Raw genomic sequence first — 23,972 nt, 5'->3', positions numbered from 1 at the left:
GCCCCCTAGACCCTGGGCCGCGGGATCTCCGCGGCCCCCGACTCGTACAGCGCGTGCGCCGCCCGCAGCACCAGCGCGTCCGCGTGCCGGGCCGCCACCAGCTGCACCCCGATCGGGAGCCCGTCCTCGTCGACCCCGCAGGGCACCGTCGCCGCGGGCTGCTGGGTCAGGTTGAAGGGGTACGAGAACGGGGTCCAGCCCGTCCAGCGGCGGTGGCCGGAGTCCTTCGGTACCTCGACGCCCGCCTCGAACGCGGTGATCGGCATGGTCGGGGTGACCAGTAGGTCGTACGTGGAGTGGAAGCGGCCCATCCGACGGCCCAGGTCCATCCGTACGTCCACGGCGGCGAGATAGTTCAGCGCGCTGTACCGGGCGCCGCGCGCGCAGATCTCCCGCAGCCCCGGGTCAAGCAGCGCCCGCTCCTCGTCGTTGAAGTGCTCCGTGACGCGGGCCGCGCCGCTGAACCACAGGGTGTGGAACGCCTCCAGCGGCTCACTGAAGTCCGGGTCGGTCTCCTCGACGTACGCGCCGAGCTCGGCCAGCTTCGCCACCGCGCCGCGCACCGCGGCGGCTACCGCGGGCTGGACCGCCACCTGACCCCCGAGCGTCGCCGAGTACGCCACCCGCAGCCCGCGCACCCCGCCCGCGCCGTCCGCACCGCCCGCCAGGCCCTCGGCGAAGCTGCCCGCCACCGGTCCGAGCCCCGACCAGTCGCGCGGGTCAGGCCCGCTGATCACGTCCATCACCAGGGCCGCGTCCGCCGCGTCCCGGGTCATCGGGCCCACATGCGCCAGCGTGCCGAACGCGCTCGCCGGGTACAGCGGTACCCGCCCGTACGTCGGCTTCAGCGCGAAGATCCCGCAGAACGAGCCGGGGATACGGACACTGCCGCCACCGTCCGTCCCCAGCGCCACCGGACCAGCCCCCAGCGCCACGGCCGCCGCGCCGCCGCCGCTGGAGCCGCCCGCCGTGCGTTCGGGGTCATACGGGTTGCGGGTGATCCCGGACAGCGGGCTGTCCGTGACGCCCTTCCAGCCGAACTCGGGCGTCGTGGTCTTGCCGAGAAACACCGCGCCGTGCTCCCGCAGCCGGGCCACCGACGGAGCGTCCTCGTCCCAGGGGCCCTCGATACGGGTGGCCAGCGAGCCGCGCCGGGTGGGGCTGCCGCGCAGCAGCAGGATGTCCTTCACCGACACCGGCACGCCGTCCACCAGACCCTGCGGCTCGCCGCGCCGCCAGCGTCGGGCGGCGGCCTCCGCCTGCTCCAGGGCCGCTTCCTCGTCCACGCGGACGAACGCGTTGACGACCGGCTCGGTCTCCTCGATCCGGGCGAGCGCCGCCCGGGTCGCGTCCACCGGACTGAACTCGCCCTTCCGGTACCCGTCGATGAGCTGCACCGCGGTAAGACTGCTGAGCGAGGTCATCCCGTCCTCCAGGTGGTCGGTGGCGCGCGTCAGAGAAACTCCCCCACCCCGCCCCTTCCCGAAACCGGGGCTCAGCCCCGGACCCCGGACCCCGGACCCCGAACGCCCTGCGGGCGTGTCCTCAATCGCCGGACGGGCTGACGTGCCCAGCGCCCGCCCCGGGCACGTACCCCAGCGACTTGTCGATCACGTTCGGCAGGGGCTTCCCCGCCGCCCACAGCTCGAAGAACTCCACGAACTGCTCCCCGAGCGCATCCCGCCACCCCACGATGTCCCCACTCATATGCGGGGACAGCAACAACCCGGGCGCCTCCCACAGCGGGCTGTCCGAAGGCAGTGGCTCCTGCTCGAAGACGTCCAGCGCCGCCCCGGCGATCGAGCGCCGCTCCAGCGCGGCCAGCAGATCCGCCTCCACGACCAACTGACCCCGCCCCACATTGATGAACCGCGCCGACGGCCGCATCAGGTCAAAGCGGCGCGCGTCGAACATCTGGCGTGTCTGCTCGGTGAGCGGCGCCACCGAAACCACCCAGTCGGCCCCGGCGAGCAGCTCGTCCAGCTCATCCTGGCCGTGCACCCTGGCCTGCCCGTGCGCCCCGTCCCGCGCCGTACGGCCCACGACCGCCACCCGCACCCCCAGCGCCGTGAGCGTCGCGGCGATCGCCTGCCCGATCGGCCCGGAGCCCACCACACACGCCCGGGTCCCCGCGACGCGCTCGGTCTCGCGGTGCCGCCAGCGCCGCTCCCGCTGGAGCGCCCAACTGCCCGGCAGGTCCTTTGCGAAGGCGAGGACCAGACCGGCTACGTACTCCGCGATAGGACGGTCGAAGATGCCTCTGGCATTGGTCACCACCGTGTCGGACTCGACCAGCTCGGGGCAGAGCAGATGGTCCGCACCGGCGCTTGCCGTATGCACCCACCGGGGCCGGGGCCCGGTGCCGGGCCAGGCATGGCGTACGGCCTGCGAGGAGAAGTCCCACACGAGCAGGACGTCGGCGTCTGGCAGCTGCTCAGCCAGCGTGTCGTCGTTGGCGTGCAGCACTCGGGCGCGCCCGGTGAGCCTGCCCAGCCGTGGCGGCGGCTCGGCGTCGAGCACCAGGAGGGTGATGTCGGACATAGCGGGGAAACCGTTTCGCAATGCGTTTCTGCTTCCCTGAGAGAAATCAGTGGGGTCCGTCTGAGATGTGGCGATTGACCACGCTGGCACCTGAACCTACCTTCGTCAATAAGGGCACTCCACAAGCCACCGAGTCCCTGAGGACGCCTCAGGCGTCCGCTCGCTCTTCTGTCCCGACGTCCCGGCGAGTGCCGGAATCTACGTACCCCTCCGGCCGACGGCCGGCCCTTCCTTCATACCTGCTCAAACTGCTGGGGCCTGTCATGGACGTCTCTTTCCTGGGTGGTCCACACCCACAACGCGGTATCGGGGTCGTCGCCCCTTTTGACTTCGCTCTCGACAGAGAGCTGTGGCGCTGGGTACCCGACGAGATCTCCCTCCATCTGACCCGTACGCCGTACGTACCCGTGGAGGTCAGCCTTGACCTCGCCCGCCTGGTCAGCGAGCACGAGACACTGCGCGATGCCGTACGGGCGCTGAACGCGGCCGAACCCGAGGTCATCGCCTACGCCTGCACATCGGGCAGCTTCGTCGACGGCATGGTCGGCGAGCGCACCATGGCCGCGGCCATGGAGGTCGCGTCCGCAGTACCGGCGCTCACCACGTCCGGGGCGCTGCTCGAGGCGCTGGCCGAGCTCGGCGCGGAGCGCATCGCGCTCGTCACCCCTTATACGGACTCGGTGACCGAGGCCCTGGAGGACTTTCTGGGCGAGGCCGGGATCACCGTCATCAGCCGTACGGGCCTGGGCCTGACCCGGCACATCTGGAAGGTGCCGTACCACGACGTGGTGGCCATGGCCAGGACCACGCTGCCCGAGGAGGTGGACGCCCTGTTCATCAGCTGCACCAACCTGCCCACCTACGACGCGATTCCTCAGCTGGAGGCCGAGCTCAGGGTGCCGGTCATCTCGGCCAACCAGGTCACGATGTGGTCAGCGCTCCGCCGTCTGGGTACGACTGCGGTGGGACCCTACCAAGCGCTGATCGACGACTCGGCGCGTCGGATCCTGCGTGGGCCGAACATCCCGGAGCCTCCGTTGCCGGAGCAGCTGCCGGGATCCGTGCAGGAGCCGCCGCTGGCGGAGCCGCCCGCGTTCCCGGAGTACCCGAGCACTGAGTAACGACGAGCACGGAGGCCGCTGATGACCGCACTTGGATTCCTCTACCCGGGCCACTCGGCGGAGGATGACTACCCGCGGATCGAGATGCTGCTCGCCAGCGACATCCGGCTGGTACTGATCCACACGGACATCGGCGAGGACGCCCACCGGGTGGACGCGCTTCTGGAGATGGGGTCGGCCGACCGGCTCGCCGCCAAGGTCGAGGAGCTGCGGTTGGCCGGGGCCGAGGCGGTGGTGTGGGCCTGCACCAGCGGGAGCTTCGTCTTCGGCTGGGAGGGCGCGCACGAACAGGTGAGGAACCTGGCCAAGGCGGCGGGTATGCCGGCCTCCAGCACGTCCTTCGCCTTCGCCCACGCGGTGCGGGAGCTGGGCGCGTCCCGGGTGGCGATCGCCGCGACCTACCCCGAGGACGTGGCGGAGCACTTCGCGGCCTTCCTCAAGGCGTCGGGCGCCGAGGTGGTCGGGACGCGGGGCAGCGGGATCATCACGGCGGCCGAGGTGGGCACCTGGGGGAGGGACGAGGTGCTGGCGCTGGCGCGCGACGGCGACCACCCGGACGCCGACGTGGTGCTGCTGCCGGACACGGCGCTGCACACGGCGGCGTACATCCGCGACCTGGAGGCGGACCTCGGCAAGCCGGTGCTCACGGCGAACCAGGTCACGGTCTGGGAGGCGCTACGCCTGGCGGGACGCCGAGCCAACTGCCCGGCGCTCGGCCAGCTCTTCGCCAAGGAACCGATCGTGCAGGTGCGGGACTAGACGGGCGGGACTAAGGGGCAGGAACACGCGGGCGGGAATAAGTGGAGTGTGCCTCCTGTTCGTACGTCGCAGAGCACGGTGACGTGTGACGTACGTATCCAGGAGGCACACCGGTGAGCGACCAGCAGACGATCCGCGGCACGGCCCAGGGAAGCGCCCCGGTCCCCCTGTCCGTACTCGATCTGGCCACCGTCGGCGCGGGCCGTACGGCCACTCAGGCGCTGCGGACCAGCGTGGAGATCGCCACGCTGGCCGAGCGGCGGGGCTTCCACCGCTACTGGGTGGCGGAGCACCACTCCATGCCCGGCGTGGCCTCCTCGTCCCCCGCCGTGATCCTGGCTCACCTCGCCGCCCACACCGAGCGCATCCGCCTCGGCTCGGGTGGTGTGATGCTCCCCAATCACGCCCCGCTGGTCATCGCCGAGCAGTTCGGCACCCTGGAGGCGCTGGCTCCGGGCCGGATCGACCTCGGCCTGGGACGCGCCCCCGGTACGGACGGCGCGACCGCCGCCGCCCTGCGCAGGACCGACCGGCCCGGCGAGGGCGCCGACGACTTCCCGCAGCAGCTCGCCGAACTGACGCACTTTCTGGACGACGACTTCCCCGACGGGCACCGGTACGCCCGCATCCACGCCGTGCCGGGTCCGATCCAGGCCACCTCACCCGGCGGCGTCCAGTCCCCGGCGCGCCCCGCCCTCTGGCTGCTCGGCTCCTCCGGCTTCAGCGCCCGCCTCGCCGGTGCGCTCGGGCTGCCCTTCGCCTTCGCCCACCACTTCTCCGCGCGGAACACCCTCCCGGCCCTCGACCTGTACCGCGAGTCCTTCCGGCCGTCGGCGGCACTCGACGCGCCGTACGCCCTGATCGGCGTCTCGGCGCTGGCCGCGGACGACGCGCGCGAGGCCCGCCGCCAGGTACTCACCGGCGCCCTGTCGATGCTCCGGCTGCGCACCGGACGGCCAGGTCTCATCCCGACACCGGAAGAGGCCGAGGCCTACGCGTTCAGCGAGCTGGAGCGGGAGTTCGTCGAGGGCTGGCTGGGCAACGTCGTGCACGGCACTCCGGACGAGGTGCGCACCGGCCTCGACGACCTGCACAAGCGCACCGGCGCCGCGGAGCTGATGATCACCGCCAACGCGCACAGCGGCGAGGCCCGGCTGCGCTCCTACGAACTGATCGCCGACGCCTACGGATTGCCCACGGCGGGCTGATCCACGGCGTCCACGGCGGGTTGATCCACGCCGGGGCGGCCCACGGTCGAAGCCGCGGGGGCCGCCGCCAGCAGTGTGGAGATACGATCCGGCGGCACCGCGCGTGAGTAGAGCCAGCCCTGCCCCGTGTCACAGCCGATCCGCCGCAGCCGGTCGGCCTGGCCCGCCGTCTCCACACACTCCGCGGTGACGGTCAGACCGAGCCGGTGGGCGAGCTGGACCAGGGCCTCCACGATGGTCTGGTCAGCGGGGTTGGGACGCTCACGGCCCTCGTCCGTGGCCTGGGCGTCCTCGTCTCCGTACTGGAAACCGCGCACGAACGAGCCGTCCAGCTTCAGTACGGACACCGGCAGGCGGCTCAGATACGCCAGGTTCGAGTACCCGGTGCCGAAGTCGTCGATGGCGATGCACACGCCCATGTCGCTGAGCGCCTGCAGCGCCTGGAGCGGGCGTCCGGCCGAGCCCATCACCGCGGACTCGGTGAGCTCCAGTTGCAGCAGGCGTGGCGGCAGCCCGGTCTCGGCGAGGATCTCCGCGACGTCCGCGACCAGGTCGGAGTCCCACACCTGACGTACCGCGACATTGACGCTGACGAACAGCGGCCGGGCGGCAGGGTGCTCCAGCTGCCAGCGCCGCGCCTGCCGACAGGCCGTACGCAGCACCCAACGGCCCAGCGGAACGATGGAGCCGTCTTCCTCAGCTAGTGAGATGAACCGATTCGGCGTAAGTGTCCCAAAGCGTGGGTGGTGCCAGCGCACCAGCGCCTCGACCCCGCGCACCCCGCCGTCCGCCATGTCCACCAGCGGCTGGTACTCCAGGGTGAACTCGCCCCGGTCGACGGCGGGGCGCAGCGTGGAGGACAGGGCCTGACGGGTCATCCGGTGGGCGTTGCGCTCCGGGTCGAAGAGCGTCCAGCGGGCCTTGCCGTCCGCCTTCGCCCAGTACAGCGTCGTGTCGGCGGCCTGCATCAGGCCGGTCGCGCTGGTGCCCGCCGCGCGCCGCTCCACCACGCCGATGGAGGCGGAGAGGGAGAGCCGCTGCCCGGACAGGTCGAAGGGCTCCTGGAGTGCGCGGAGCACGGCCTCGGCGAGGTCGGAGAGCTGCTCGGTGCCGGTGGAGTCCTCGACGAGCAGCGCGAACTCGTCGCCGCCGAGCCGGGCTACCAGCGGCGCACCGGCGGCGCCGGGGCCGCTGTGCAGGGGGCCCCAGCGGTCGTAGCCCGCCTGGTCGGCGCACTGGGTGAGGCGGGTGGCGACGGCGGCTAGAAGCCGGTCGCCGGTGCGGTGGCCGAGGGTGTCGTTGACCGCCTTGAAGCCGTCGAGGTCGAGATAGCAGAGCCCGATCCGCCCGGTGCCGGTCCCGTTGCCCGTGGCGGTGTCGTGGTATGCGGCGGCCTCGAGCGCGCCGGTGAGCCGTTCGAAGAACAGGGCGCGGTTGGGGAGCCGGGTGACCGCGTCGTGCATCTGTAGGTGGCGCAGTTGGGCCTGGAGCTCGCGGCGGGCGCTGATGTCCGTGACGGAGAGCAGTACGGAGCAGCCGCCGGGCACCGGTGAGACGGTGATCTGGGCCCACAGGGAGTGCCCGTCGGGGTGTTTGAGGCGGCGCGAACAGCGCAGCTTGGCCTGGCGTCCGCGGAGCACCTCGCGGTACGCGTGCCAGGTGCGGGCGTCCGCCGTCAGGTCCACCAGCTCCGCCGCGACCTGGCCCGCCAGCTCGGCGGGCGGGGCGCCGAGCAGGACGCCGAGCGCGTCGTTGGCGGTGGTGACGAAGCCCTCCCGGTCGACGACCGCCATCGCGAAGTGCGAGGCGAGGAACGCGGCGCGGTAGTCGTGGGGGTCGGGGGCGGAGAGGGAGGTGGAGCGGCGGGCGGGCTCGGAGCCGAGGGCGGTGGAGGGGGCCGCGGGGGCGGCGGGGAGCGCTTCGGGCGCGAGGGGGCACGGGAGGGTCTCGGGCGCGAGCGAGCCGACTGCGGGAGGACTCGCCGCAGGGGGATTGTAACGCTCCGTGAAGATCGGCCGGATGGCATCGGAGGCCGGCGCTGCCGTGGGTGTCGGCCCTTCGGACGTTCCGCTCACCACTTGCTCCCGGAGGGCAGTTGTTCTCGTACAGGTCTGATCAAGGTGGTCGGGGGTTGGCCGGCCGGAAAGTGTGCCGATCATAGAGGCTGGCTAGAGCGGCGATCCAGCTACGCCACGGGATATGGCACTCCGGAGGGACATCCACCGGACTCTGTTGCCACCACGCGCCGTTGACACCTGATCGTTTCTGCTCAGTGCTGCTCGCGGTCGGCTTACTCGCGACAGCCATGGGATCGATTGTGCCGTGCTCTGTGACTTTCCGTGAGCGTCTGGCGTGTCACTCCCTCACTCGACTGGGGTACCTAAAACAGGCGAACACCAACAAACCTGCACAGGCTGGGTGGGGTCTCTCGTAATCCGCACCCGGAGGTTGACGTGGAGCGTCAGCTCCCCTCGCGGGATCTCCCCCGTGGAGGGGGGTGGTCCCCGCACACCCGCAGGCTCGCGGCCGCGTTCACCTCGCTGGCCGCCCTGGCCGCCACCTCCCTGGTCGCGGGCCCGGCCATCGCCGAGTCACAGCCGAGCCCCTGTGTCCTGGAGCGCACGGCCGCACACCACTCGGAGGGCCTGGACACCTGGAACGACCACTACCCCCGCCCCGAGCGGCACCTCGACGCGGTGATGATCTTCCTGTCGTTCCCGGACTCGGAGCCCAGGACCACCCCGCGGGAGCTGACCGCCGACTACTTCCCCGCCACCAGCCAGTTCTTCGAGCGGGCCTCCTACGGCAGGTTCGCGCTGCGGCCGCACCCGGGGCGGCAGTGGGTCGAGATGCCGCAGGACTCGGTCTCGTACGAGATAGAGCGCGACTGGGCCCCGGAGCGTCGGACCGGCTACCTCCGCGACGCGATCGCGGTGGCCGACCCCTCGGTGGACTTCGGCCAGTACGACATCGTCTACCTGGTGGCCGACCCGCACGCGCCCGGCGTCGACTCCGACGCGACCAAAGTCGTCAACTTCGACCGGCCGATGCGCGCCGACGGCACCGACATCCGGCGGATCGTCACCGTCTTCGAACAGCACCCCCCGGACCGCAACGTGCTGGCCCACGAGACCGGACATGTCTTCGACCTGCCCGACCTGTACAACCGTCCGGTGGACGGCAAGGGTGACTGGGACACCCACGTCGGCGACTGGGACCTCATGGGCAGCCAGTTCGGGCTCGCGCCGGATCTGTTCGGCTGGCACAAGTGGAAGCTGGGCTGGCTGGACACGCGGCAGGTCGCCTGTGTCGAGAGCGTGGGCGTAGGGGACACCACCCTGGTCACCCTGCAACCGCTCGCGGCTCCGCCGACGCGGGGGCACACGGGGGGTACCCGGCTGATCGTCCTCCGTACCGGCAAGAACAGCGTGCTCGCCATCGAGGCCCGCGCTGCCGTGGGGAACGACCGTACGACCTGCTCCGAGGGCGTGCTGATCTACCGCGTACGCAACCAGACGGCGTCCGGGGCCGGGCCGGTGGAGGTCGTCGACGCCCACCCGGATACCGAGGCCTGCCGGGGCGGCTCCGTGTACGCGCCGCTGGCGGACGCGCCGGTGCGGGTGGGGGAGAGCTTCACCGTGCCGGGGGAAGGGGTCAGGGTGCAGGTGATGGACCGGACGGGTTCGGGGGCGTGGACCGTGAAGATCACGACGTAAAAGGGGAGGGGCTCGGCAGGGCACACGAAAGGCCCCTCACTCGCGTGAGGGGCCTTTCGCCGTCTGTGCGCCGCCAGGGACTCGAACCCCGGACCCGCTGATTAAGAGTCAGCTGCTCTAACCAACTGAGCTAGCGGCGCCTGCTGACGTCGTAGACCTTAGCACCCTGATCCGGGCGAGGAAAAATCGATATATGCACAGCGGCGCGAGCCGCCCGCACTCCCGCCCAGAGCAGCGCCTCAGCCCCCGGCAGCCACGGGTGCCGGGTGTCAGGGGCGACCAGCCAGCGCGAGCCGAGATGACTGCCGGCCGCCGCGTCCGGGTCGGTGACCAGCGGCGGGACCGTCACCGCGTCCCCGGCGCCGTGGCAGAGCGGCAGCGGCACGGCGGGGCTCCACTCCTCCCACTCCAGCAGCGACGGCAGCCGCTGAGCGGTACCCGGCGCGGCGAAGAGCAGCAGCCGCCCACGACGGGCGGCGACCGGCCCCGTCCCCGGGCCCTCGCCCCATAACCGGTCGAGCATGACCCGCCCGAAGACCGCGGGCACACTCACCACGTCGTACGCGACCCCGCAGGGAACGACGACGGGCGCGGTCGGCCGCGCCTCCCAGAGCGCGAGCGTGCTGCGCGGGTAGGGGGTGGCGGAGGCGAGCCAGGCCAGGCCTTCGGGGGTGGTGAAGGTGGCGGGGTGGCTGATGGGGTGGTCGCTGGGGTGGTCGCTGGAGGTGGGGCCATCGGCGGTGTGGACGTGGCGGACGCGCTGGGGTGCGGACATGCCGACATGTCTACCGCCGGTAAGGATTTCGTCGCCGACAGTTGCCGGAAACCAGGACAGCGCGCGACCGGAGGAGTACCTTGCCAGCGCGTACGCGTCCGAGGTGTGGAGCGCGGTTGTGTCAGGTCAGGTGGCGGGTGAAGAAGCGGGTCGCGCTGTCCAGTTCGAAGCGGGGGATCTCCGCGTGCTTGCCGGGATTGGCGTGCAGGGTCTTCTCGGGTGAGGCCAAGGCGTCGAACAGGGCCAAGCTCTGGGCCCGCGGCACCCGTTCGTCGTCCCACTGCATCAGGAACTCCACCGGGACCGTGATCCGCGCGGCCGCCTCGGCTGATGCCAGCGCCCCGCCCAGGCCCAACACCGCGGCACGGACCCGGGGTTCCGCGGCGACGAACGGTACGCCGAGTCCGCAGCCCAGCGACACGCCCCAGTAGCCCACCGGGCCAGCGCCGACGTCGTCGAGTCGCTGGACCGCGTCCAGGACCGCCCGCCATTCCGGGACGGTCCGGCGGGCTACGAGCGCCTGGAATTCAGCGATCAGCGGAGCCCGGTCTTCCCCAGCCTCCACGCGAGCCTGGTTCTCGGTCGCGATCCGGTGGTACTCCTCGTCCTGGGGCCGGTCGCCATGGCCGGGGACGTCGACGGCCACCACCGCGAAACCGCACTCGGCCACGAACCGGTGCGCACGGGCGACGATGCCGGGGGCCTTCTTGTGCTGCCCACCGCCGTGTCCCATCAGGATCAGGGGGCGCGTACCCGTGGCGCCTTCTGGCGTCCACAGCACGCCAGGAATCTCGCCGAGGGCGGTATTGAGGGCGGTATCGAGGGTGAAGAGCTGTTCGGAAACGCCGTCGGAGGACGACTCGGACGGCGAAGCAGACGACGTGGACGGCGAAGCAGAGGTGAAGCGCATAGCGGTTCAGGCCTTTCGGGGTGCCTTCTTCGGGCCCTCCCCAGGCCGTGCTTGACCGTGCTTGGCCGTAGTCGACCGTGCTAGGTCGTCGTGCAAGGGAGGGAGGCCCGATCTGTCACAGGGTTGATCGGTCTCACCTCCTCAGGTCGCAGCTGCGCACGGAACGCCGTCGAACGTATCACGGCGGCCCAGTTGGCCATCCCCCACCGCGGGGTGAACGCTGCCTGACGCGGCGCTAGTCGGCGCTAGTCGGGGGTGTTCGCCCGCAGCAGCTCGCGGCCGAATTCGACCATGCGCTTCGCGTAGTCCTCGGTCCACTCGGCCCGCTCCGCGATCGCCGCGGGCGTCAGCCGGTCGAAGCGCCGGGGGTCGGCCAACTGGGCCGCCGCGATGGCCTGGAACTCCATGGACCGGTCGGTGGCGGTCCGGAACGCGTGGGTGAGCTCGGTGGCCCGTGCCAGCAGTTCCCGGGGGTCCTCGATCGACTCCAGGTCGAAGAAGTGCTCCGGGTCGGCGGAGGCCTCCGCAGGCTCGAAGAGCAACGGTGCGGGTCGCAGCCGTGGCTCGGTGCGCTCGGGCTCCGCCATAGGTTTTCTCCTCCTCGTACGTGTGCGCCTTCCATTGTCCCGTAGCGCGCAAGTACGCCCACCCGCTACCGGCAGCGGTCCGCCGCCTCGATGATGCGCGCCGCCTCGCCCAGGGCGGCACGCAGCACCGTCGGGTCCGTGACCGGGCCGGTGTCGGCGGGCGGGAGGAGCCAGCCCGTCCCGGTGACCGGGGGCGCTGGGTCGTGGGGGCGGTTGCCGCCGAAGGTCTGGGTGCAGGCGCTGCCCGGCAGGTCCCAGGCGTCGGCGGTGCCGGGCGGTACCAGGAAGCCGAGGGTGTCACAGCCGCCGTCGTGCAGTACGGGGCCGATGGCCGGAGTCGCGCTGCGGCGCAGGATGTCCACCGCTTCCAGGCCCTGGCGGGCGGGCACGGTCACCAGGTCGCAGTCAGCGCCGCAGCCAGCGTCGCAGTCCGCAGGGTGCGGGGGGTGCGAGGGTTCGCCGCCGAAAGGGGCCTCCCCGCCGAAAGGGGCCTCCCCGCCGGGAGTGGCGGAACGGTCCTGCAAGGGGGCGTGCTGTGCGGTCGAGGCCGTTGTGGGTGACGTCTGTGCCGCCGTCGCTCCGGCGCCGCCGTTTTCCGTTCCGGACTGCAACAAGGGAACCCCTCCTCGCTCGAGAGGGCGCGGGGTAGCCCCCTCTCCGTACGGTTCAACGCTGGACCGCGTCAACAGCTACGGCGGTACGCCGCCTCATTGAGTGGCAGTTCATGGCAGAACCTGGGTGAGATTTCCGGTTTGTAGCCAAACTCCGCATAGCGGCCCTGACCCAGCCGGTACGTTCAGGCTCCGTCGGAGCAGGGGGCGGTCCACGGGCCGCACCCGCACCCGCACTACTCCGGCACTGAACCGCATGAGAGGCCGTGGCCATGGCGTCGTCACGAATGGCACCGTCAGCAGGGTCCCCCCGACCGAACCTCGCCTTCCGGCGGCTGCGCGGACAGCTCTCACCGGGGGAGTTCGCCTCGGTGGTGCGCCGGGCGGCCCGGGAGATCGAGGAGCACGTCGCGTGTGACGCGCGGTATATCGGGCGGGTCGAGTCGGGTGAGATCCGCTGCCCGAACTACGCGTACGAGCGGGTCTTCCTGCATATGTTCCCGGGCCGGACGCTGATGGACCTCGGGTTCGCACCACGGGAGACGGTACGAGGACGGGGGGCGCGTGGCGTTGCCAGTGAGCCCCCCGCACACACCACGCTCCAGAACGCGTGGGGGGCCACGGTCGCCCCGGAACAGAGCACACACTGCACACAGAGTGATGAGGAGAGCGACGTGCTGCGTCGCGCGTTCATGACCGGCGGCACAGCCACCGTGGCCGCCGCCTCGCTGGGCCTCAGCGGCCTGGCCGCCGGACTAGGCGGCGGCGCCGCCGAAGCCGCGACCCCCGGCTCGTCCGGTCCCGGCCCGTCCGGCCCCGCCCCGCGCCCCGGAGGCGCCCGGGGCAAGGCGGGCCGCGCCGAGGCCGCCGCCGCGGAGGAGGCCGTACGCCGGATTCGGCTCCTGGACGACCGGCACGGCGCCGACGGCCTCTACCAGCGGGCGGCGACCGAACTGCGTACCGCCTACGCGTTGCTCGACGCGGGGGCGTACCGGCAGTCCACAGCGGACCGGCTGCACACCAGCGCCGGTGAACTGGCCATCACCGTGGGCTGGCTGGCCCATGACTCGGGGCGCTTCGGCGACGCGCGCTCGCACTACGCGGAGGCGCTGGCGACCGCGCGGATGGCCGGGGACACGGCCCTGGAGGCGCACGCGTTCTGCAACATGTCCTTCCTCGCCCGGGACGCGGGCCGCCATCGCGAGGCGGTACGGGTCGCCCAGGCCGCGCAGCGGTCCGCCGAGGCGTGCGGTTCGGACCGGTTGCTCTCGCTGCTCGCGCTGCGTGAGGCGGGCGGCTGGGCGGGGCTCGGGGACAGCGGGGCGTGCGGGCAGGCGCTGGCCCGAGGCCGGTCCCTGTTCGAGCGTGGCGCCTCGGACGCGGACCCCGAGTGGATGACCTTCTACGGAGAGGCCGAGCTCGCCGGGCTCGAGGCGCAGTGCTGGTCGGCGCTCGGGGACTGGCCGCGCGCGGCGCGGCAGGCCCGGTACGCCGCCGCGCTACAGAACCCGCACTTCACGCGGAACCTCGCGCTGTACACCTCGGAACTCGCCGACGACCTGGCGCGCGCGGGACAGCCGGACGAGGCCGCGTTGGCCGGGCACCAGGTCCTCGACCTGCTGCACGAGGTCCAGTCGTCCCGGGTCCAGGCGATGCTGGCCCGCACCAGCCGCGTACTGGCCGATCACCGGCGGGTCGCGGAGGTCGACGGCTTTCTGGCCCGCCACGCGGCACTGCCGCGTACGGCCTGACCGCCAACCCCGAACCGCTAACCGGCTAACGGACCGACGGGGAGGGGTGTCACCCGTCCAAGTGCCCCGTATCGTTCCACGACTCGATCGCCGGGTCCCCGTACGCCCAGCCCAGGATCGACAGCGAGGTCGGGCTGAGGCGGATGCGGGCAGCGAAGTCGAGCGGCAGACCCAGCCAGCGGGCGCCTATGGCGCGCAGCATGTGGCCGTGCGCGAAGATCAGGACGTCGCGGTCCGCCGAGCGGGCCCACTCAACGACCTCGTCCGCGCGTGCGGTGAACTGGGCGAACGTCTCCCCTTCGGGTACGCCATCACGCCAGATGAGCCAGCCGGGGCGCACCGCGTGGATATCGGCGGGCGCCATGCCCTCGTACGCGCCGTAGTCCCACTCCATCAGGGTGTCCCACTCCTTCGCGCGCTCCCCGAAACCGGCGATGTCGCACGTCTCACGCGCGCGCAGCAGCGGGCTGGTGCGCACCTCCACGTCCGGGAGGCCGTTCCAGGGGGCGCCCTGGAGCCGGTCGCCCAGCAGCCGGGCGCCGCGCCGTCCCTCGTCCAGCAGCGGGATGTCCGTCCTGCCGGTGTGCTTTCCGGCCAGCGACCATGCGGTCTGTCCGTGCCGGGCCAGCAGGATGCGCGGTGCCATGAGGCCCCTCCCAGGGGTGTGAACAGTAGGTGGACAGGCCGCGGCCCATCCGTCCCATCATCTCCCTCCCATCATCGCGCACCGTGGCCAACCGGCCCGCCGCGCAACCTCTCAGCCGATCTCTGCGTCTTAACCGCACAAAGCTCCAGGCGTACGCCTACCGGGGTGGCGGCGTCGTCCCGCTCGCCAACCCGTAGGGTGGACGACCGGCCCGACCAGCCTTCGGTCGCCGAGCACACAGAGGGGAAGCGATCGGATGCCGCGTAACGGGGTGCCGCACGCCGACGGGCGGCCTCGGGTATGGAGCGAGCTCCCGCTGATCGCCGTGGTGTACGTGGCGTACTCGCTGGGGCGGCTGGTCGTCCGCGGAGACGTGTCCACCGCCATCGACAACGGCCTGGCGATCCTCCGCTTCGAGAAGGCCCTCTCCCTCAACGCCGAGCACCCGCTCAACCGGCTCTTCACCGAGCAGCCCTGGCTGGGCATACCCGCCGACTTCGCCTACGCCTCGCTGCACTATGTCGTGACGCCCGCCATCCTGGTGTGGCTGTTCCGGAGCCGGGCCGTCCACTACCGCGCGGCCCGCACCTGGCTGATGGTGTCCACGCTGATCGGCCTGGTCGGCTTCACACTGATGCCGACCTGCCCGCCGCGGCTGCTCGACGCGAGCTATGGCTTCGTCGACACCATGGCGCAGTACAGCTCGTACGGCTGGTGGGGCGCCGAGGCGAGCGCGCCGCGCGGCCTGGGCGGCATGACCAACCAGTACGCGGCGATGCCCAGCCTGCACGTCGGGTGGTCCCTGTGGTGCGGGGTGATGCTCTGGCAGCACGGTCGTACGCCGCTGATGAAGACGCTCGGCGTCGCCTACCCGCTGCTGACCACGATCGTCGTCATGGGCACCGCCAACCACTACTTCCTGGACGCGGTCGCGGGGGCCGCCGTCATGGGGCTCGGCCTGCTGCTCACCAAGCCCGCGCTGCGGCTCTCCCACCGGGTGCGGTCCCGCCTCGCACCGGTAACGGCGAGCGCGTCCGCCACTTCGACCCCGGTTGTCAGTGGTGGATGCGAGACTTCCGCAGGTGAGCGAATTCCCCATCAGCGCGGGACCGACAGCGGTCCCGCCGACGCGGACATCGGAGCCGGAAGCGGCACCGGCGCTAGCGGCGGAACAGGCGGAACAGGCGGAACAGGCGGTAGCGGCGGGACAGGCGGCAGCGGCGACACCAGCGATACCGCTGCGACAGCGGCTCGCTGAGCTGCGCGGCCCGGCGGCTTTGCCCAAGCCGCTGGACGCCCGCGCGCTGGCCGCGCTCGCCGCCAACCCCGGCTGCCGACGGCGCGCGCTGCTGGACGGCGCCGGGATCGACAAGTCCGTACTGGCGACGGCGCTCGGCTCGCCTTCCGGGTTCGGGCAGTCGCAGTTCGCGTTCGTCCGGGGGAACGCCTTCGAGGCGCGCGTCAAGGCGGACGGCGGCGCCGAGCTGCTGCGCCTGGTGTACGAGCGGGTCGGCGGTGGCCCCGAGGCGGTGCCCGGTGCGGTGGCCACCCCGGACCTCGCGGCCGTGGGGCCCGAGGGCCGGGCCGCGCGTACCGCGCTCGCCCTGAAGGAGGCCTCCGAGGCGGGGGGCTGGGCGCTGCTCGACCATCCGATGCTGGCGCTCGACGTCGCCGGGTCGGTGGCGTTTCTGGAGCCGGACGCGGTGGTGGTGCACCCGGACGGACACTGGACGGTCATCGAGATCAAGTCGTTCCCGATGATCGACGGCTCGGCTGACGCGGCGAAGGTGGGTGCGGCGGCCCGGCAGGCGGCGGTGTACGCGCTGGCGCTGGAGCGGGTCGCCGAGCGGGTCGCGGAGCAGGCGGCCGGGACCCCGGCCGCGCCCCTGGCCACGCCCCCGCCCCCGCCCCTGCCCCGCGTGCGCCATCGGGTGCTGCTGGTCTGCCCCAAGGACTTCTCCAACCTCCCGACCGCCTCGGTCGTCGACGTCCGTAAGCAGCTGTCCGTCACCCGGCGCCAACTGGCCCGGCTGACCCGGATCGAGGACATCGCCGCCGCGCTGCCACCCGGCACGACCTTCGACCCGGAGCGTCCGGCCGAGGAGCTGACGGCCGCGGTCGAGTCGGTGCCCGCGGCGTACGCCCCGGAGTGCCTGGCCGCCTGCGAGCTGGCCTTCCACTGCCGCGCCAGGGCCCGCGAGGAGGGCGCGGTGACCCTGCTCGGCCGCTCCGTACGGGGCGAGCTCGGGGAGCTGACGACGGTGGCCGGGGTGCTCGCGGCGGCCTGTGAGGCGTCGGGCGACCGGGACGAGCTGGCAGAGCTCGACGATCCGACCGTGCACGCCCTGCGCCGTGCGGCGGTGCTGCGTGCTGAGGCGCTGGGTGCTGAGGCGCTGGGTGAGGTGGCGGGCGTATGTCGCTGATCAGCACCCTGGCCCGCCTGGAGGCCGTACAGACCGGCCGGGCCCAGCCCGTGGCCACCGTCCGCCACCGCCACCTCGCCGACCACCCACTCGTGTTCGTGCCTCTGACAACCGCAGGCGAGGCAGGCGCCCCCCTGGGCGCGCTGGTCGGGACCGAGCGCGACGCGCCCCGGCTGCTCGTCGTGCCCCAGCCGCGCGACCGCGAGCTCAGGTTCGCGTTCCTCGCCGAGCTGGCGGAGGTCGTGCTGCCGTACGTCGACGGGTTCGCGGCGGACACCGAAGCCGCCGAGCGCAGTGAGAGCGACCCGGAGACCGGCAAGCGCGTCAAGGTCGAGGTCGAGCTGTGCACGGACGCCCCGCAACTGGTGGTGCCCGGCCGGGCGGGCGTGGAGTTCGTCCGGCTGCTGGGCCGGTCGATGCGGTTCAGGCGCACCGCCGAACAGGACCCGGACACGCCCTACCCCGCACCGCCCCGCGTCCCGCTGCTCGGCCGCTGGCTGACGCACTTCGGGGAACGGGCCAGGGTGCCCGGCTCCGCCCTGCTGACGGCCATGACGGACCTGCTGTCCCGGCACTGGGCGAGCGGCCAGTCCAGCCTGGAGGACCAGCACCTGGGCGCGCTGCTCGCCTGGATCGACCCGCCGCCCGGGGAGCGCGGCGCCGACGCGGCGCTCCGTGCCGAGCTGGCCAGGGACGCCCAGGGCCAACTGGTCTGCCCGCCCGCGGGCCCGGCCACCGACCCGGCTTTCGACAACAAGCTGCTGGCTCCCGCCATCGAGCGCTACGACCGCGCCCGTACGGCCCTCGCCGCCGCCGAGGACGGCCTCGCCGCCGACCAGCGGCTGGCCGAACTGACCGCCGCCGAGCACGCGATCCGTACCCTCGTCGAGAGCCGGACCCGCCCCACCTGGGACGCCGTCTGGCGAGGCCTGGACCTGCTGCGGGAGCTGCCCGAAGGCGATCGCGCGGCCGAGCGCTGGACCCGCGACCGCTGGTCGTACACCGGCCACCGCGACCGCGTCCTGGCGGGCGAACCCCCGCAGCCACGCCACGACGACGCGGTCACCGCGGCCAACAAACTCGCCGCCCGCGAGACGGCACAGGCCCGCCTTGAAGCCCAGGAGGCGCTGGACGACCCACTGGTGATGGCCGGGCGCCGACTCGCCGGAGAGGCCTTCGCCGGTGAGGTCACCGACGTGGTCATGGCGTACAGCGAGAGCAAGCGCCCGAGCCCACGGCCGCTGATCACGGTGCGCACCGAGGACCGGCCGCACCTCGGCGAGCGGGCCAAGGTCTACCGCTCACTGGCGGGCAAGCCACAGTCAGCCCAGTTCGTGGCGTACGAGCCGGACGGCGCGGTGGTGCTGCGGCTGCTGGACAAGATGGGGCGGAGCAAGGAGCCGGACGAGGGGTCGGTGCCGGAGAAGGGCGAGCGGGTCTGCTGGACCCTGTTCGACCACGCGCCGAGGGGCGGACCCGCGCTCCCCGAGCCGGAGGACACCCCGTGGACCCACGGCGGGCCCCCGGACGCCTCCGGCGCGGTGGCCGTGCCGCTTCCTGACCCGGTGACCGAGGAGGACATGCTGTGACGGAACCCATCGGCGCCGGGTCCATCGGCGCTGGGCCCAGCGCCGCTGAGTCCTTCGACCCCGGGGCCGCCGCCGACGAGGCGACCCGCGCGATCCTGCGGGACACCCTGCGCGGCGGCGCGCGCGGCGTGGTCGTGGACTCGCCGCCGGGCGCGGGCAAGTCCACGCTCGTCGTCAACGCCGCCCTGGAACTGGCCGCCGCCGGGCGCCCGTTGATGGTCGTCGCGCAGACCAACGCCCAGGTCGACGACCTGGTGCTGCGGCTCGCCGAGAAGCAGCCCGAGCTGCCCGTCGGGCGGCTGCACAGCAGCGAGGCCGACCCGTACGACAAGGCACTGGACGACCTGGCCCACGTACGGAAGTCAGCGAAGGCGTCCGAGCTCGCCGGACTCGACGTCGTCATCTCCACCGCGGCCAAGTGGGCGCACGTCAAGGGTGCCGAGCCCTGGCAGCACGCGATCGTGGACGAGGCCTATCAGATGCGCTCGGACGCGCTGCTCGCCGTGGCGGGTCTGTTCGAGCGGGCCCTGTTCGTGGGCGACCCCGGTCAGCTGGACCCGTTCGCGATCGTCGGGGCCGAGCAGTGGGCCGGACTGTCCTACGATCCGTCCGCGAGCGCCGTGAACACCCTGCTCGCGCACAACCCGGAGCTGCCGCAGCACCGTCTCCCGGTGTCCTGGCGACTGCCCGCGTCGGCCGCGCCGCTGGTGAGCGACGCCTTCTACCCCTATACGCGGTTCCGCAGCGGCACCGACCACGGCGACCGGACGCTGCGCTTCGGGGTCGCCGCCGACGGCTCCGCGCCCGACCAGGTGATCGACGAGGCGGCCGCGTCGGGCTGGGGCCTGCTCGAACTGCCCGCCCGCCACACCCCGCGCACGGACCCCGAGGCGGTACGGGCCGTGGCCCGCGTCGTCCGCCGCCTCCTGGACCGCGGCGGCGCCACCCTCAGCGAGCGCGCCCCGGACCCCGCCCCGCTCACCCCCGACCGCATCGCCGTCGGCACCGCCCACCGCGACCAGGCCGCCGCGGTCCGCGCCGCACTGGCCGACCTCGCCGTCACCGGCGTCACGGTCGACACCGCCAACCGACTCCAGGGCCGCGAGTACGACGTCACCGTCGTCCTGCACCCGCTCTCCGGCCGCCCCGACGCCACCGCCTTCCACCTGGAGACCGGCCGCCTGTGCGTCCTGACCTCCCGGCACCGGCACGCCTGCATCGTCGTCTGCCGCGCGGGCGTCGCCGAACTCCTCGACGACCACCCCTCGACCGAGCCGGTCCAACTCGGCGTCACGATGAAGTTCCCCGACGGCTGGGAGGCCAACCACGCGGTACTGGCGCGGCTGGCCGAGCACCGCGTTGAGTGGCGGCCGTAGCGGCGGCCGTAGCGGCGATAATGGGCCCGTGGCCAGGAGAAAGCGGGAGAAGCGCGAGAAGCGGGAAGCGGAAACCGTCGTCGAGAACGTGGACGGCGGGCTGGCCGAGCTGGTGCCGGACCCGGAGCGGCGCCGGGCCTGGACGCTCCTGCTGGACGGCGCGCCGCAGTCCCATGTGGACCTCGACGACCCGACGTACCTCGACTTCGCCTACCAGCGCAGGCTCGGCCACATCGTCGACCTCGTCGCACCGCCCGGCAAGCCACTGCGCGCGGTGCACCTGGGCGGCGGCGCCTTCACGCTGGCCCGCTATGTCGCCGCCACCCGGCCGCGCTCCACCCAGCAGGTCGTGGAGCGGGACGCGGCGCTGGTCCAGCTGGTGCGCCGCGAGCTGCCGTTGGACGGCAACGCGCGGGTACGGGTACGTGCCGCCGACGCCAGGCAGACGCTCGCCAAGATCCCCGACGGCTGGGCCGACCTGCTGATCGCCGATGTGTTCAGCGGCGCCAGGACCCCGGCCCATCTGACCAGTACGGAGTTCCTCCACGAGGTACGCCGGGTCATCAGCCCCGGCGGCCACTACGCGGCGAACCTCGCCGACGGCCCGCCGCTCGCCCACCTGCGCGGCCAGATCGCCACGGCCGCCGCCGTCTTCCCCGAACTCGCGCTCGCCGCCGACCCGGCCGTGCTGCGCGGGAAGCGCTTCGGCAACGCCGTACTGCTCGCGTCCGACCGGGAGCTGCCGATCGCCGACCTGACCCGGCGCATCGCGAGCGACCCGCACCCGGGGCGGGTCGAACACGGCCGGGCGCTGCGGGACTTCACGGGCGGAGCGGCCGCCGTGACCGACGCGGCCGCGGTCGCCTCACCGGCACCACCGCCCGACGCCTTCAAGTAAACGCGAGGCCGGTACGGGCTGATGAACACGAGGCCGGTACGGGCCGAGGTTCGGTCAGCGTTCGTCGATCTCCACCAGCGGCGCGTGGTTGTGCCAGGTACAGAACACCGAGACCTCGCGGTCGCCCCGGGTGAAGGTAACCCTGATCCACTTCGGCTGCTTCCACACCTGCATCTGCCAGCCGGAGTTCGGCGTCGCCGAGACCAACTCGGCCGACGACTCCCCGATATCGAAGACGACCCGGCCGCCCGCGGCGGTGTAGCCCTTCACCGTGCCGGTGGAGGCCGTCGCCGTCGCCGAGGGCGAAGCGCCGCTGTCCGGTGTGCGGGACGGACGGCCGCTCGCCCCGTCCGCCGAGGCGCCGCTCGACGGCCGGTCCGTCGCGCGGGACTTGTCGTCCTTGGGCGGCGGCGTCCCACGCTCCGTCGCGCTGGCCGTCGCGGATTCCTGGGGGCGTCGTGTGGAATCCGACTGCGGGCGGTCGTCGTCGCCGTGGCGCGAACCCTCCGTCGGGTCGTCCTGCGGCAGTCCCGCGATGGGCAGCGCGCGCGGCCGGTCGTACGCCGTCCCCGACATCACCGTATGCACGCCCCACCAGGACAGCGTGACCGCTGCCGCGGTGGCGCAGGCCCAGGCGGCGCCGTGTGTCAGTGCTCTTCGCATCGCGCGGGCCATACTGCCGCATGCGGGGCGCCGTGTGCAGAGGTGTCCGGATGACGACCAGGGCCGGCCGGACAGGCCCTGGCGTCCTGGCGGCAACTCCGGTCGCCCGTATGGCGTACGGTGCCGCCCATGGCAAGTGTGCTCGTCGTCGAGGACGATCAGTTCGTACGCTCCGCCCTCATCCGGCATCTGACCGAGGCCTCGCACACCGTACGGAGCGTCGGCACCGCCCTTGAGGCGCTGCGCGAGGTCGCCCATGTCCGCTTCGACCTGGTGATCCTGGATCTGGGGCTGCCCGATCTGGACGGGGCGGAGGCGCTGAAGATGCTGCGCGGGATCACCCAGGTACCGGTGATCATCGCGACGGCCCGGGACGACGAAGCCGAGATCGTCCGGCTGCTCAACGACGGCGCGGACGACTATCTGACCAAGCCGTTCTCGGTGGAGCACCTGTCGGCGCGAATGGCCGCGGTGCTACGGCGCGCGGGCGCGCGGGGCGGCGGCGAGCCGCCCGTGTCCCGGACCCTCACGGTGGGCGGGCTGCGTATCGACCCGCTGCGCCGCCAGGCGGAGTTGGACGGTACGGCCCTGGATCTGACCCGGCGCGAGTTCGACCTGCTGGCCTTCCTCGCGGGGCGGCCCGGAGTCGTCGTCTCGCGCAGGGAACTGCTCTCCGAGGTCTGGCAGCAGTCGTACGGGGATGACCAGACCATCGACGTACATCTGTCGTGGCTGCGGAGGAAGTTGGGCGAGACGGCTGCCAAGCCGCGCTATCTGTACACCCTGAGGGGGGTGGGCGTGAAGCTGGAGCCGCCCCAGGCTGGCCCGCCACACCCAGGCCCGCCCCAGCAGCCAGGCCCGCCGCGATGAGATGGGCGCTGGTCAGGGTCTGTCTGGCGGTCACGGCGATGGTGGTGATCGCCTTCGCGGTCCCGCTGGGCCTGGTCATCAAGGAGATGGCGAGCGACCGGGCGTTCTCCAGCGCCGAGCGGCAGGCCGCCGCCATCGGGCCCACCCTCTCCATCACCACCGACCGTGACCAGCTGACCCGGGCCGTCGCCTCCACCCAGGCAGGCGCCGACGGCCGGATGGCCGTTCACGTCCCCGCCACGGGGGACGCGCCCGCGCTGGAGATCGGCCGCCGCCGGGCCACCCAGCGGGACCTGGCCACCAGCCGCGAGACGGGCAGCGCGGCCATCGCGGACGCGCCCGGTGGCTCCGTACTGCTGCAACCCACCGCGCTGAACACCGGCAGTATCGCGGTCGTCGAGGTCTTCGTGCCCGAGGACGAGGTCACCAACGGCGTGACCACGGCCTGGACGGTGCTCGCCGGGGTCGGGATCGCGCTGATCGTCGGCTCGGTCGCGGTCGCCGACCGGCTGGGCGTACGCATGGTCCAACCGGCCAGGCGACTGGCCGACGCGGCACAGGACCTGGGCGCGGGGCAGCTCACCGCACGGGTCCCCGAGGAGGGCCCGACCGAGCTGAAGTCAGCGGCTGTCGCCTTCAACTCGATGGCTGACCAGGTAGTGCGGCTGCTGGCCAACGAACGTGAGCTGGCCGCCGATCTCTCGCACCGGCTGCGTACACCGCTGACCGTGCTGCGGCTGAACGCGGCCTCGCTGGGCGAAGGACCCGCCGCCGACCAGACCCGGGCCGCGGTCGAGCAACTGGAACACGAGGTCGACACGATCATCCGCACCGCGCGCGACGCCAAGTCGGTACCCGGGCAGGGCGGCGTGGACTGTGACGCGGCCGCGGTGATCCGGGAGCGGATGGAGTTCTGGTCGGCGCTCGCCGAGGACGAGGGCCGCGAGGTGCGCGTCGCGGGTGTGGACCGTCCGGTACGGGTCCCGGTGGCGCGGGCCGACCTGAGCGCGGCGCTGGACGCCCTGCTCGGCAACATCTTCCGGCACACCCCGGAGGGCACCGCCTTCGCGGTGGATGTGCACAGCGGTGGGGCCGATACGAACTCGGTGATCGTGCTGGTCTCGGACGCCGGTCCTGGCATCACGGACCCGGAGGCCGCGTTGGCGCGCGGCGGCAGCCCGGGTGGGTCCGGGGCCCTGGGGTCGACCGGGCTTGGCCTGGACATCGTGCGGCAGTTGGCGGAGGGCACGGGCGGCGACGTACGGATCGGCTCGTCGGTGCTCGGCGGCACGGAGGTCCGGATCTGGCTTCAGCTGGACGGACGGCGGGTGGCGTCGGGGCGGCGGGGGCATCGGGGGGCGGTACGGGGACGTAACCGGAGCGCGGCTTCCGCTTAGGGGCTGCGGATTCCGCTCGGGCCGCGGTTTCCGACAGGGCCGCGGCGTGGGCTCAGCCGCCAGGGCCGTACGGGGGATTCGGGCGGCGGCACGCCGTGCCGTCACCCCGTATACCCCTTCGTGACAGATAG

At 72.6% G+C, this 23,972-nt stretch carries 21 protein-coding genes and 1 tRNA gene; 12 read left to right on the top strand and 10 right to left on the bottom strand.

Annotation, left to right across the window (positions count from 1 at the left end; genetic code table 11):
• Positions 1-5: 5 nt before the first annotated feature.
• Both GCN81_RS24345 and GCN81_RS24340 read right to left on the bottom strand, forming a co-directional pair.
• Entirely contained in the window at positions 6-1,424 is a 1,419-nt protein-coding gene (locus GCN81_RS24345; protein WP_156726602.1) for an amidase, read from the bottom strand.
• 121 nt (positions 1,425-1,545) lie between these two features.
• Positions 1,546-2,541 (bottom strand): D-2-hydroxyacid dehydrogenase, encoded by a 996-nt coding sequence (locus GCN81_RS24340; RefSeq protein ID WP_156726601.1) that lies wholly within the window; start codon positions 2,539-2,541, stop codon positions 1,546-1,548.
• Between the two features lie 263 nt (positions 2,542-2,804).
• On the opposite strand from GCN81_RS24340, the gene GCN81_RS24335 reads away from it, so the two are divergent.
• The 3 genes from GCN81_RS24335 to GCN81_RS24325 all read left to right on the top strand — a co-directional run bounded on the left by GCN81_RS24335 (position 2,805) and on the right by GCN81_RS24325 (position 5,629).
• On the top strand, positions 2,805-3,662 hold the full coding sequence (locus tag GCN81_RS24335) for a maleate cis-trans isomerase family protein (protein WP_156726600.1): 858 nt from the start codon (positions 2,805-2,807) through the stop codon (positions 3,660-3,662).
• 21 nt (positions 3,663-3,683) lie between these two features.
• Positions 3,684-4,421, top strand: a complete 738-nt coding sequence (locus tag GCN81_RS24330) for a maleate cis-trans isomerase family protein (RefSeq protein ID WP_156726599.1) — start codon at positions 3,684-3,686, stop codon at positions 4,419-4,421.
• Positions 4,422-4,534: 113 nt separating this feature from the next.
• Positions 4,535-5,629, top strand: coding sequence for an LLM class flavin-dependent oxidoreductase (locus tag GCN81_RS24325; protein ID WP_156726598.1), 1,095 nt, complete (start codon positions 4,535-4,537; stop codon positions 5,627-5,629).
• Here the strand turns inward: GCN81_RS24325 and GCN81_RS24320 are convergent.
• Entirely contained in the window at positions 5,605-7,704 is a 2,100-nt protein-coding gene (locus tag GCN81_RS24320; protein WP_156726597.1) for a putative bifunctional diguanylate cyclase/phosphodiesterase, read from the bottom strand. The two genes, GCN81_RS24325 and GCN81_RS24320, sit on opposite strands and share 25 nt — an antisense overlap.
• A 378-nt stretch (positions 7,705-8,082) precedes the next feature.
• Here GCN81_RS24320 and GCN81_RS24315 point away from each other — a divergent pair, with 378 nt between their 5' ends.
• Entirely contained in the window at positions 8,083-9,345 is a 1,263-nt protein-coding gene (locus tag GCN81_RS24315; protein ID WP_231626935.1) for a M6 family metalloprotease domain-containing protein, read from the top strand.
• Between the two features lie 66 nt (positions 9,346-9,411).
• Here GCN81_RS24315 and GCN81_RS24310 read toward each other — a convergent pair.
• The 5 genes from GCN81_RS24310 to GCN81_RS24290 all read right to left on the bottom strand — a co-directional run bounded on the left by GCN81_RS24310 (position 9,412) and on the right by GCN81_RS24290 (position 12,231).
• Positions 9,412-9,485: transfer RNA gene (locus tag GCN81_RS24310), tRNA-Lys, on the bottom strand.
• Entirely contained in the window at positions 9,476-10,120 is a 645-nt protein-coding gene (locus GCN81_RS24305) for a bifunctional DNA primase/polymerase (protein ID WP_156726595.1), read from the bottom strand. Before GCN81_RS24305 ends, GCN81_RS24310 begins: the two co-directional genes overlap by 10 nt.
• Positions 10,121-10,241: 121 nt before the next feature.
• Positions 10,242-11,030 carry a dienelactone hydrolase family protein gene (locus tag GCN81_RS24300; RefSeq protein WP_156726594.1) on the bottom strand — a complete coding sequence of 263 codons (789 nt, stop codon included), beginning with the start codon at positions 11,028-11,030 and terminating at the stop codon, positions 10,242-10,244.
• 245 nt (positions 11,031-11,275) lie between these two features.
• Positions 11,276-11,617 carry a hypothetical protein gene (locus tag GCN81_RS24295; RefSeq protein ID WP_156726593.1) on the bottom strand — a complete coding sequence of 114 codons (342 nt, stop codon included), beginning with the start codon at positions 11,615-11,617 and terminating at the stop codon, positions 11,276-11,278.
• Between the two features lie 65 nt (positions 11,618-11,682).
• Complete coding sequence (locus GCN81_RS24290; protein ID WP_407698014.1) at positions 11,683-12,231, bottom strand: hypothetical protein; 549 nt, start codon at positions 12,229-12,231, stop codon at positions 11,683-11,685.
• 269 nt (positions 12,232-12,500) lie between these two features.
• Between GCN81_RS24290 and GCN81_RS24285 the strand changes: the two genes are divergently transcribed.
• A complete protein-coding gene (locus GCN81_RS24285; RefSeq protein ID WP_156726592.1) occupies positions 12,501-13,979 on the top strand; it encodes an ATP-binding protein in 1,479 nt (492 codons plus the stop codon).
• A gap of 49 nt (positions 13,980-14,028) precedes the next feature.
• On the opposite strand, the gene GCN81_RS24280 is transcribed toward GCN81_RS24285, so the two are convergent.
• Positions 14,029-14,625, bottom strand: coding sequence for a histidine phosphatase family protein (locus tag GCN81_RS24280; protein WP_156726591.1), 597 nt, complete (start codon positions 14,623-14,625; stop codon positions 14,029-14,031).
• A gap of 256 nt (positions 14,626-14,881) precedes the next feature.
• Here GCN81_RS24280 and GCN81_RS24275 point away from each other — a divergent pair, with 256 nt between their 5' ends.
• The 5 genes from GCN81_RS24275 to GCN81_RS24255 are packed head-to-tail and all read left to right on the top strand — an operon-like array spanning position 14,882 to position 20,911.
• A complete protein-coding gene (locus GCN81_RS24275; RefSeq protein ID WP_156726590.1) occupies positions 14,882-15,883 on the top strand; it encodes a phosphatase PAP2 family protein in 1,002 nt (333 codons plus the stop codon).
• Positions 15,858-17,048, top strand: a complete 1,191-nt coding sequence (locus GCN81_RS24270) for a hypothetical protein (protein WP_156726734.1) — start codon at positions 15,858-15,860, stop codon at positions 17,046-17,048. Before GCN81_RS24275 ends, GCN81_RS24270 begins: the two co-directional genes overlap by 26 nt.
• Positions 17,039-18,637 (top strand): hypothetical protein, encoded by a 1,599-nt coding sequence (locus GCN81_RS24265; protein WP_156726589.1) that lies wholly within the window; start codon positions 17,039-17,041, stop codon positions 18,635-18,637. The genes GCN81_RS24270 and GCN81_RS24265 overlap by 10 nt, the downstream gene beginning before the upstream one ends.
• Positions 18,634-20,013, top strand: coding sequence for an AAA domain-containing protein (locus tag GCN81_RS24260; RefSeq protein WP_231626934.1), 1,380 nt, complete (start codon positions 18,634-18,636; stop codon positions 20,011-20,013). Before GCN81_RS24265 ends, GCN81_RS24260 begins: the two co-directional genes overlap by 4 nt.
• 28 nt (positions 20,014-20,041) lie before the next feature.
• Positions 20,042-20,911 carry a spermidine synthase gene (locus GCN81_RS24255; RefSeq protein ID WP_156726588.1) on the top strand — a complete coding sequence of 290 codons (870 nt, stop codon included), beginning with the start codon at positions 20,042-20,044 and terminating at the stop codon, positions 20,909-20,911.
• Between the two features lie 54 nt (positions 20,912-20,965).
• Here the strand turns inward: GCN81_RS24255 and GCN81_RS24250 are convergent, their stop codons facing one another.
• Entirely contained in the window at positions 20,966-21,574 is a 609-nt protein-coding gene (locus GCN81_RS24250) for a hypothetical protein (protein ID WP_231626933.1), read from the bottom strand.
• Between the two features lie 129 nt (positions 21,575-21,703).
• Between GCN81_RS24250 and GCN81_RS24245 the strand changes: the two genes are divergently transcribed.
• Both GCN81_RS24245 and GCN81_RS24240 read left to right on the top strand, forming a co-directional pair.
• On the top strand, positions 21,704-22,444 hold the full coding sequence (locus GCN81_RS24245) for a response regulator transcription factor (RefSeq protein WP_197287758.1): 741 nt from the start codon (positions 21,704-21,706) through the stop codon (positions 22,442-22,444).
• Positions 22,441-23,841 (top strand): sensor histidine kinase, encoded by a 1,401-nt coding sequence (locus GCN81_RS24240; RefSeq protein ID WP_156726586.1) that lies wholly within the window; start codon positions 22,441-22,443, stop codon positions 23,839-23,841. Before GCN81_RS24245 ends, GCN81_RS24240 begins: the two co-directional genes overlap by 4 nt.
• Positions 23,842-23,972: the final 131 nt, after the last annotated feature.

The sequence above is a fragment of the Streptomyces apocyni genome (assembly GCF_009739465.1).
GTDB classification, from domain to species: Bacteria; Actinomycetota; Actinomycetes; order Streptomycetales; family Streptomycetaceae; genus Streptomyces; species Streptomyces apocyni.
Note: the sequence above shows the minus strand (reverse complement) of the source record. Positions and strands in the feature narration are given on the sequence as shown.

Excerpts from the sequence above, each read along its gene's own strand:
- GCN81_RS24345 (WP_156726602.1), bottom strand. The coding sequence starts at position 1,424 with ATGACCTCGCTCAGCAGTCTTACCGCGGTGCAGCTCATCGACGGGTAC.
- GCN81_RS24340 (WP_156726601.1), bottom strand. The coding sequence starts at position 2,541 with ATGTCCGACATCACCCTCCTGGTGCTCGACGCCGAGCCGCCGCCACGG.
- GCN81_RS24335 (WP_156726600.1), top strand. The coding sequence starts at position 2,805 with ATGGACGTCTCTTTCCTGGGTGGTCCACACCCACAACGCGGTATCGGG.
- GCN81_RS24330 (WP_156726599.1), top strand. The coding sequence starts at position 3,684 with ATGACCGCACTTGGATTCCTCTACCCGGGCCACTCGGCGGAGGATGAC.
- GCN81_RS24305 (WP_156726595.1), bottom strand. The coding sequence starts at position 10,120 with ATGTCCGCACCCCAGCGCGTCCGCCACGTCCACACCGCCGATGGCCCC.
- GCN81_RS24300 (WP_156726594.1), bottom strand. The coding sequence starts at position 11,030 with ATGCGCTTCACCTCTGCTTCGCCGTCCACGTCGTCTGCTTCGCCGTCC.
- GCN81_RS24295 (WP_156726593.1), bottom strand. The coding sequence starts at position 11,617 with ATGGCGGAGCCCGAGCGCACCGAGCCACGGCTGCGACCCGCACCGTTG.
- GCN81_RS24285 (WP_156726592.1), top strand. The coding sequence starts at position 12,501 with ATGGCGTCGTCACGAATGGCACCGTCAGCAGGGTCCCCCCGACCGAAC.
- GCN81_RS24280 (WP_156726591.1), bottom strand. The coding sequence starts at position 14,625 with ATGGCACCGCGCATCCTGCTGGCCCGGCACGGACAGACCGCATGGTCG.
- GCN81_RS24275 (WP_156726590.1), top strand. The coding sequence starts at position 14,882 with ATGCCGCGTAACGGGGTGCCGCACGCCGACGGGCGGCCTCGGGTATGG.
- GCN81_RS24265 (WP_156726589.1), top strand. The coding sequence starts at position 17,039 with ATGTCGCTGATCAGCACCCTGGCCCGCCTGGAGGCCGTACAGACCGGC.
- GCN81_RS24250 (WP_231626933.1), bottom strand. The coding sequence starts at position 21,574 with ATGCGAAGAGCACTGACACACGGCGCCGCCTGGGCCTGCGCCACCGCG.
- GCN81_RS24245 (WP_197287758.1), top strand. The coding sequence starts at position 21,704 with ATGGCAAGTGTGCTCGTCGTCGAGGACGATCAGTTCGTACGCTCCGCC.
- GCN81_RS24240 (WP_156726586.1), top strand. The coding sequence starts at position 22,441 with ATGAGATGGGCGCTGGTCAGGGTCTGTCTGGCGGTCACGGCGATGGTG.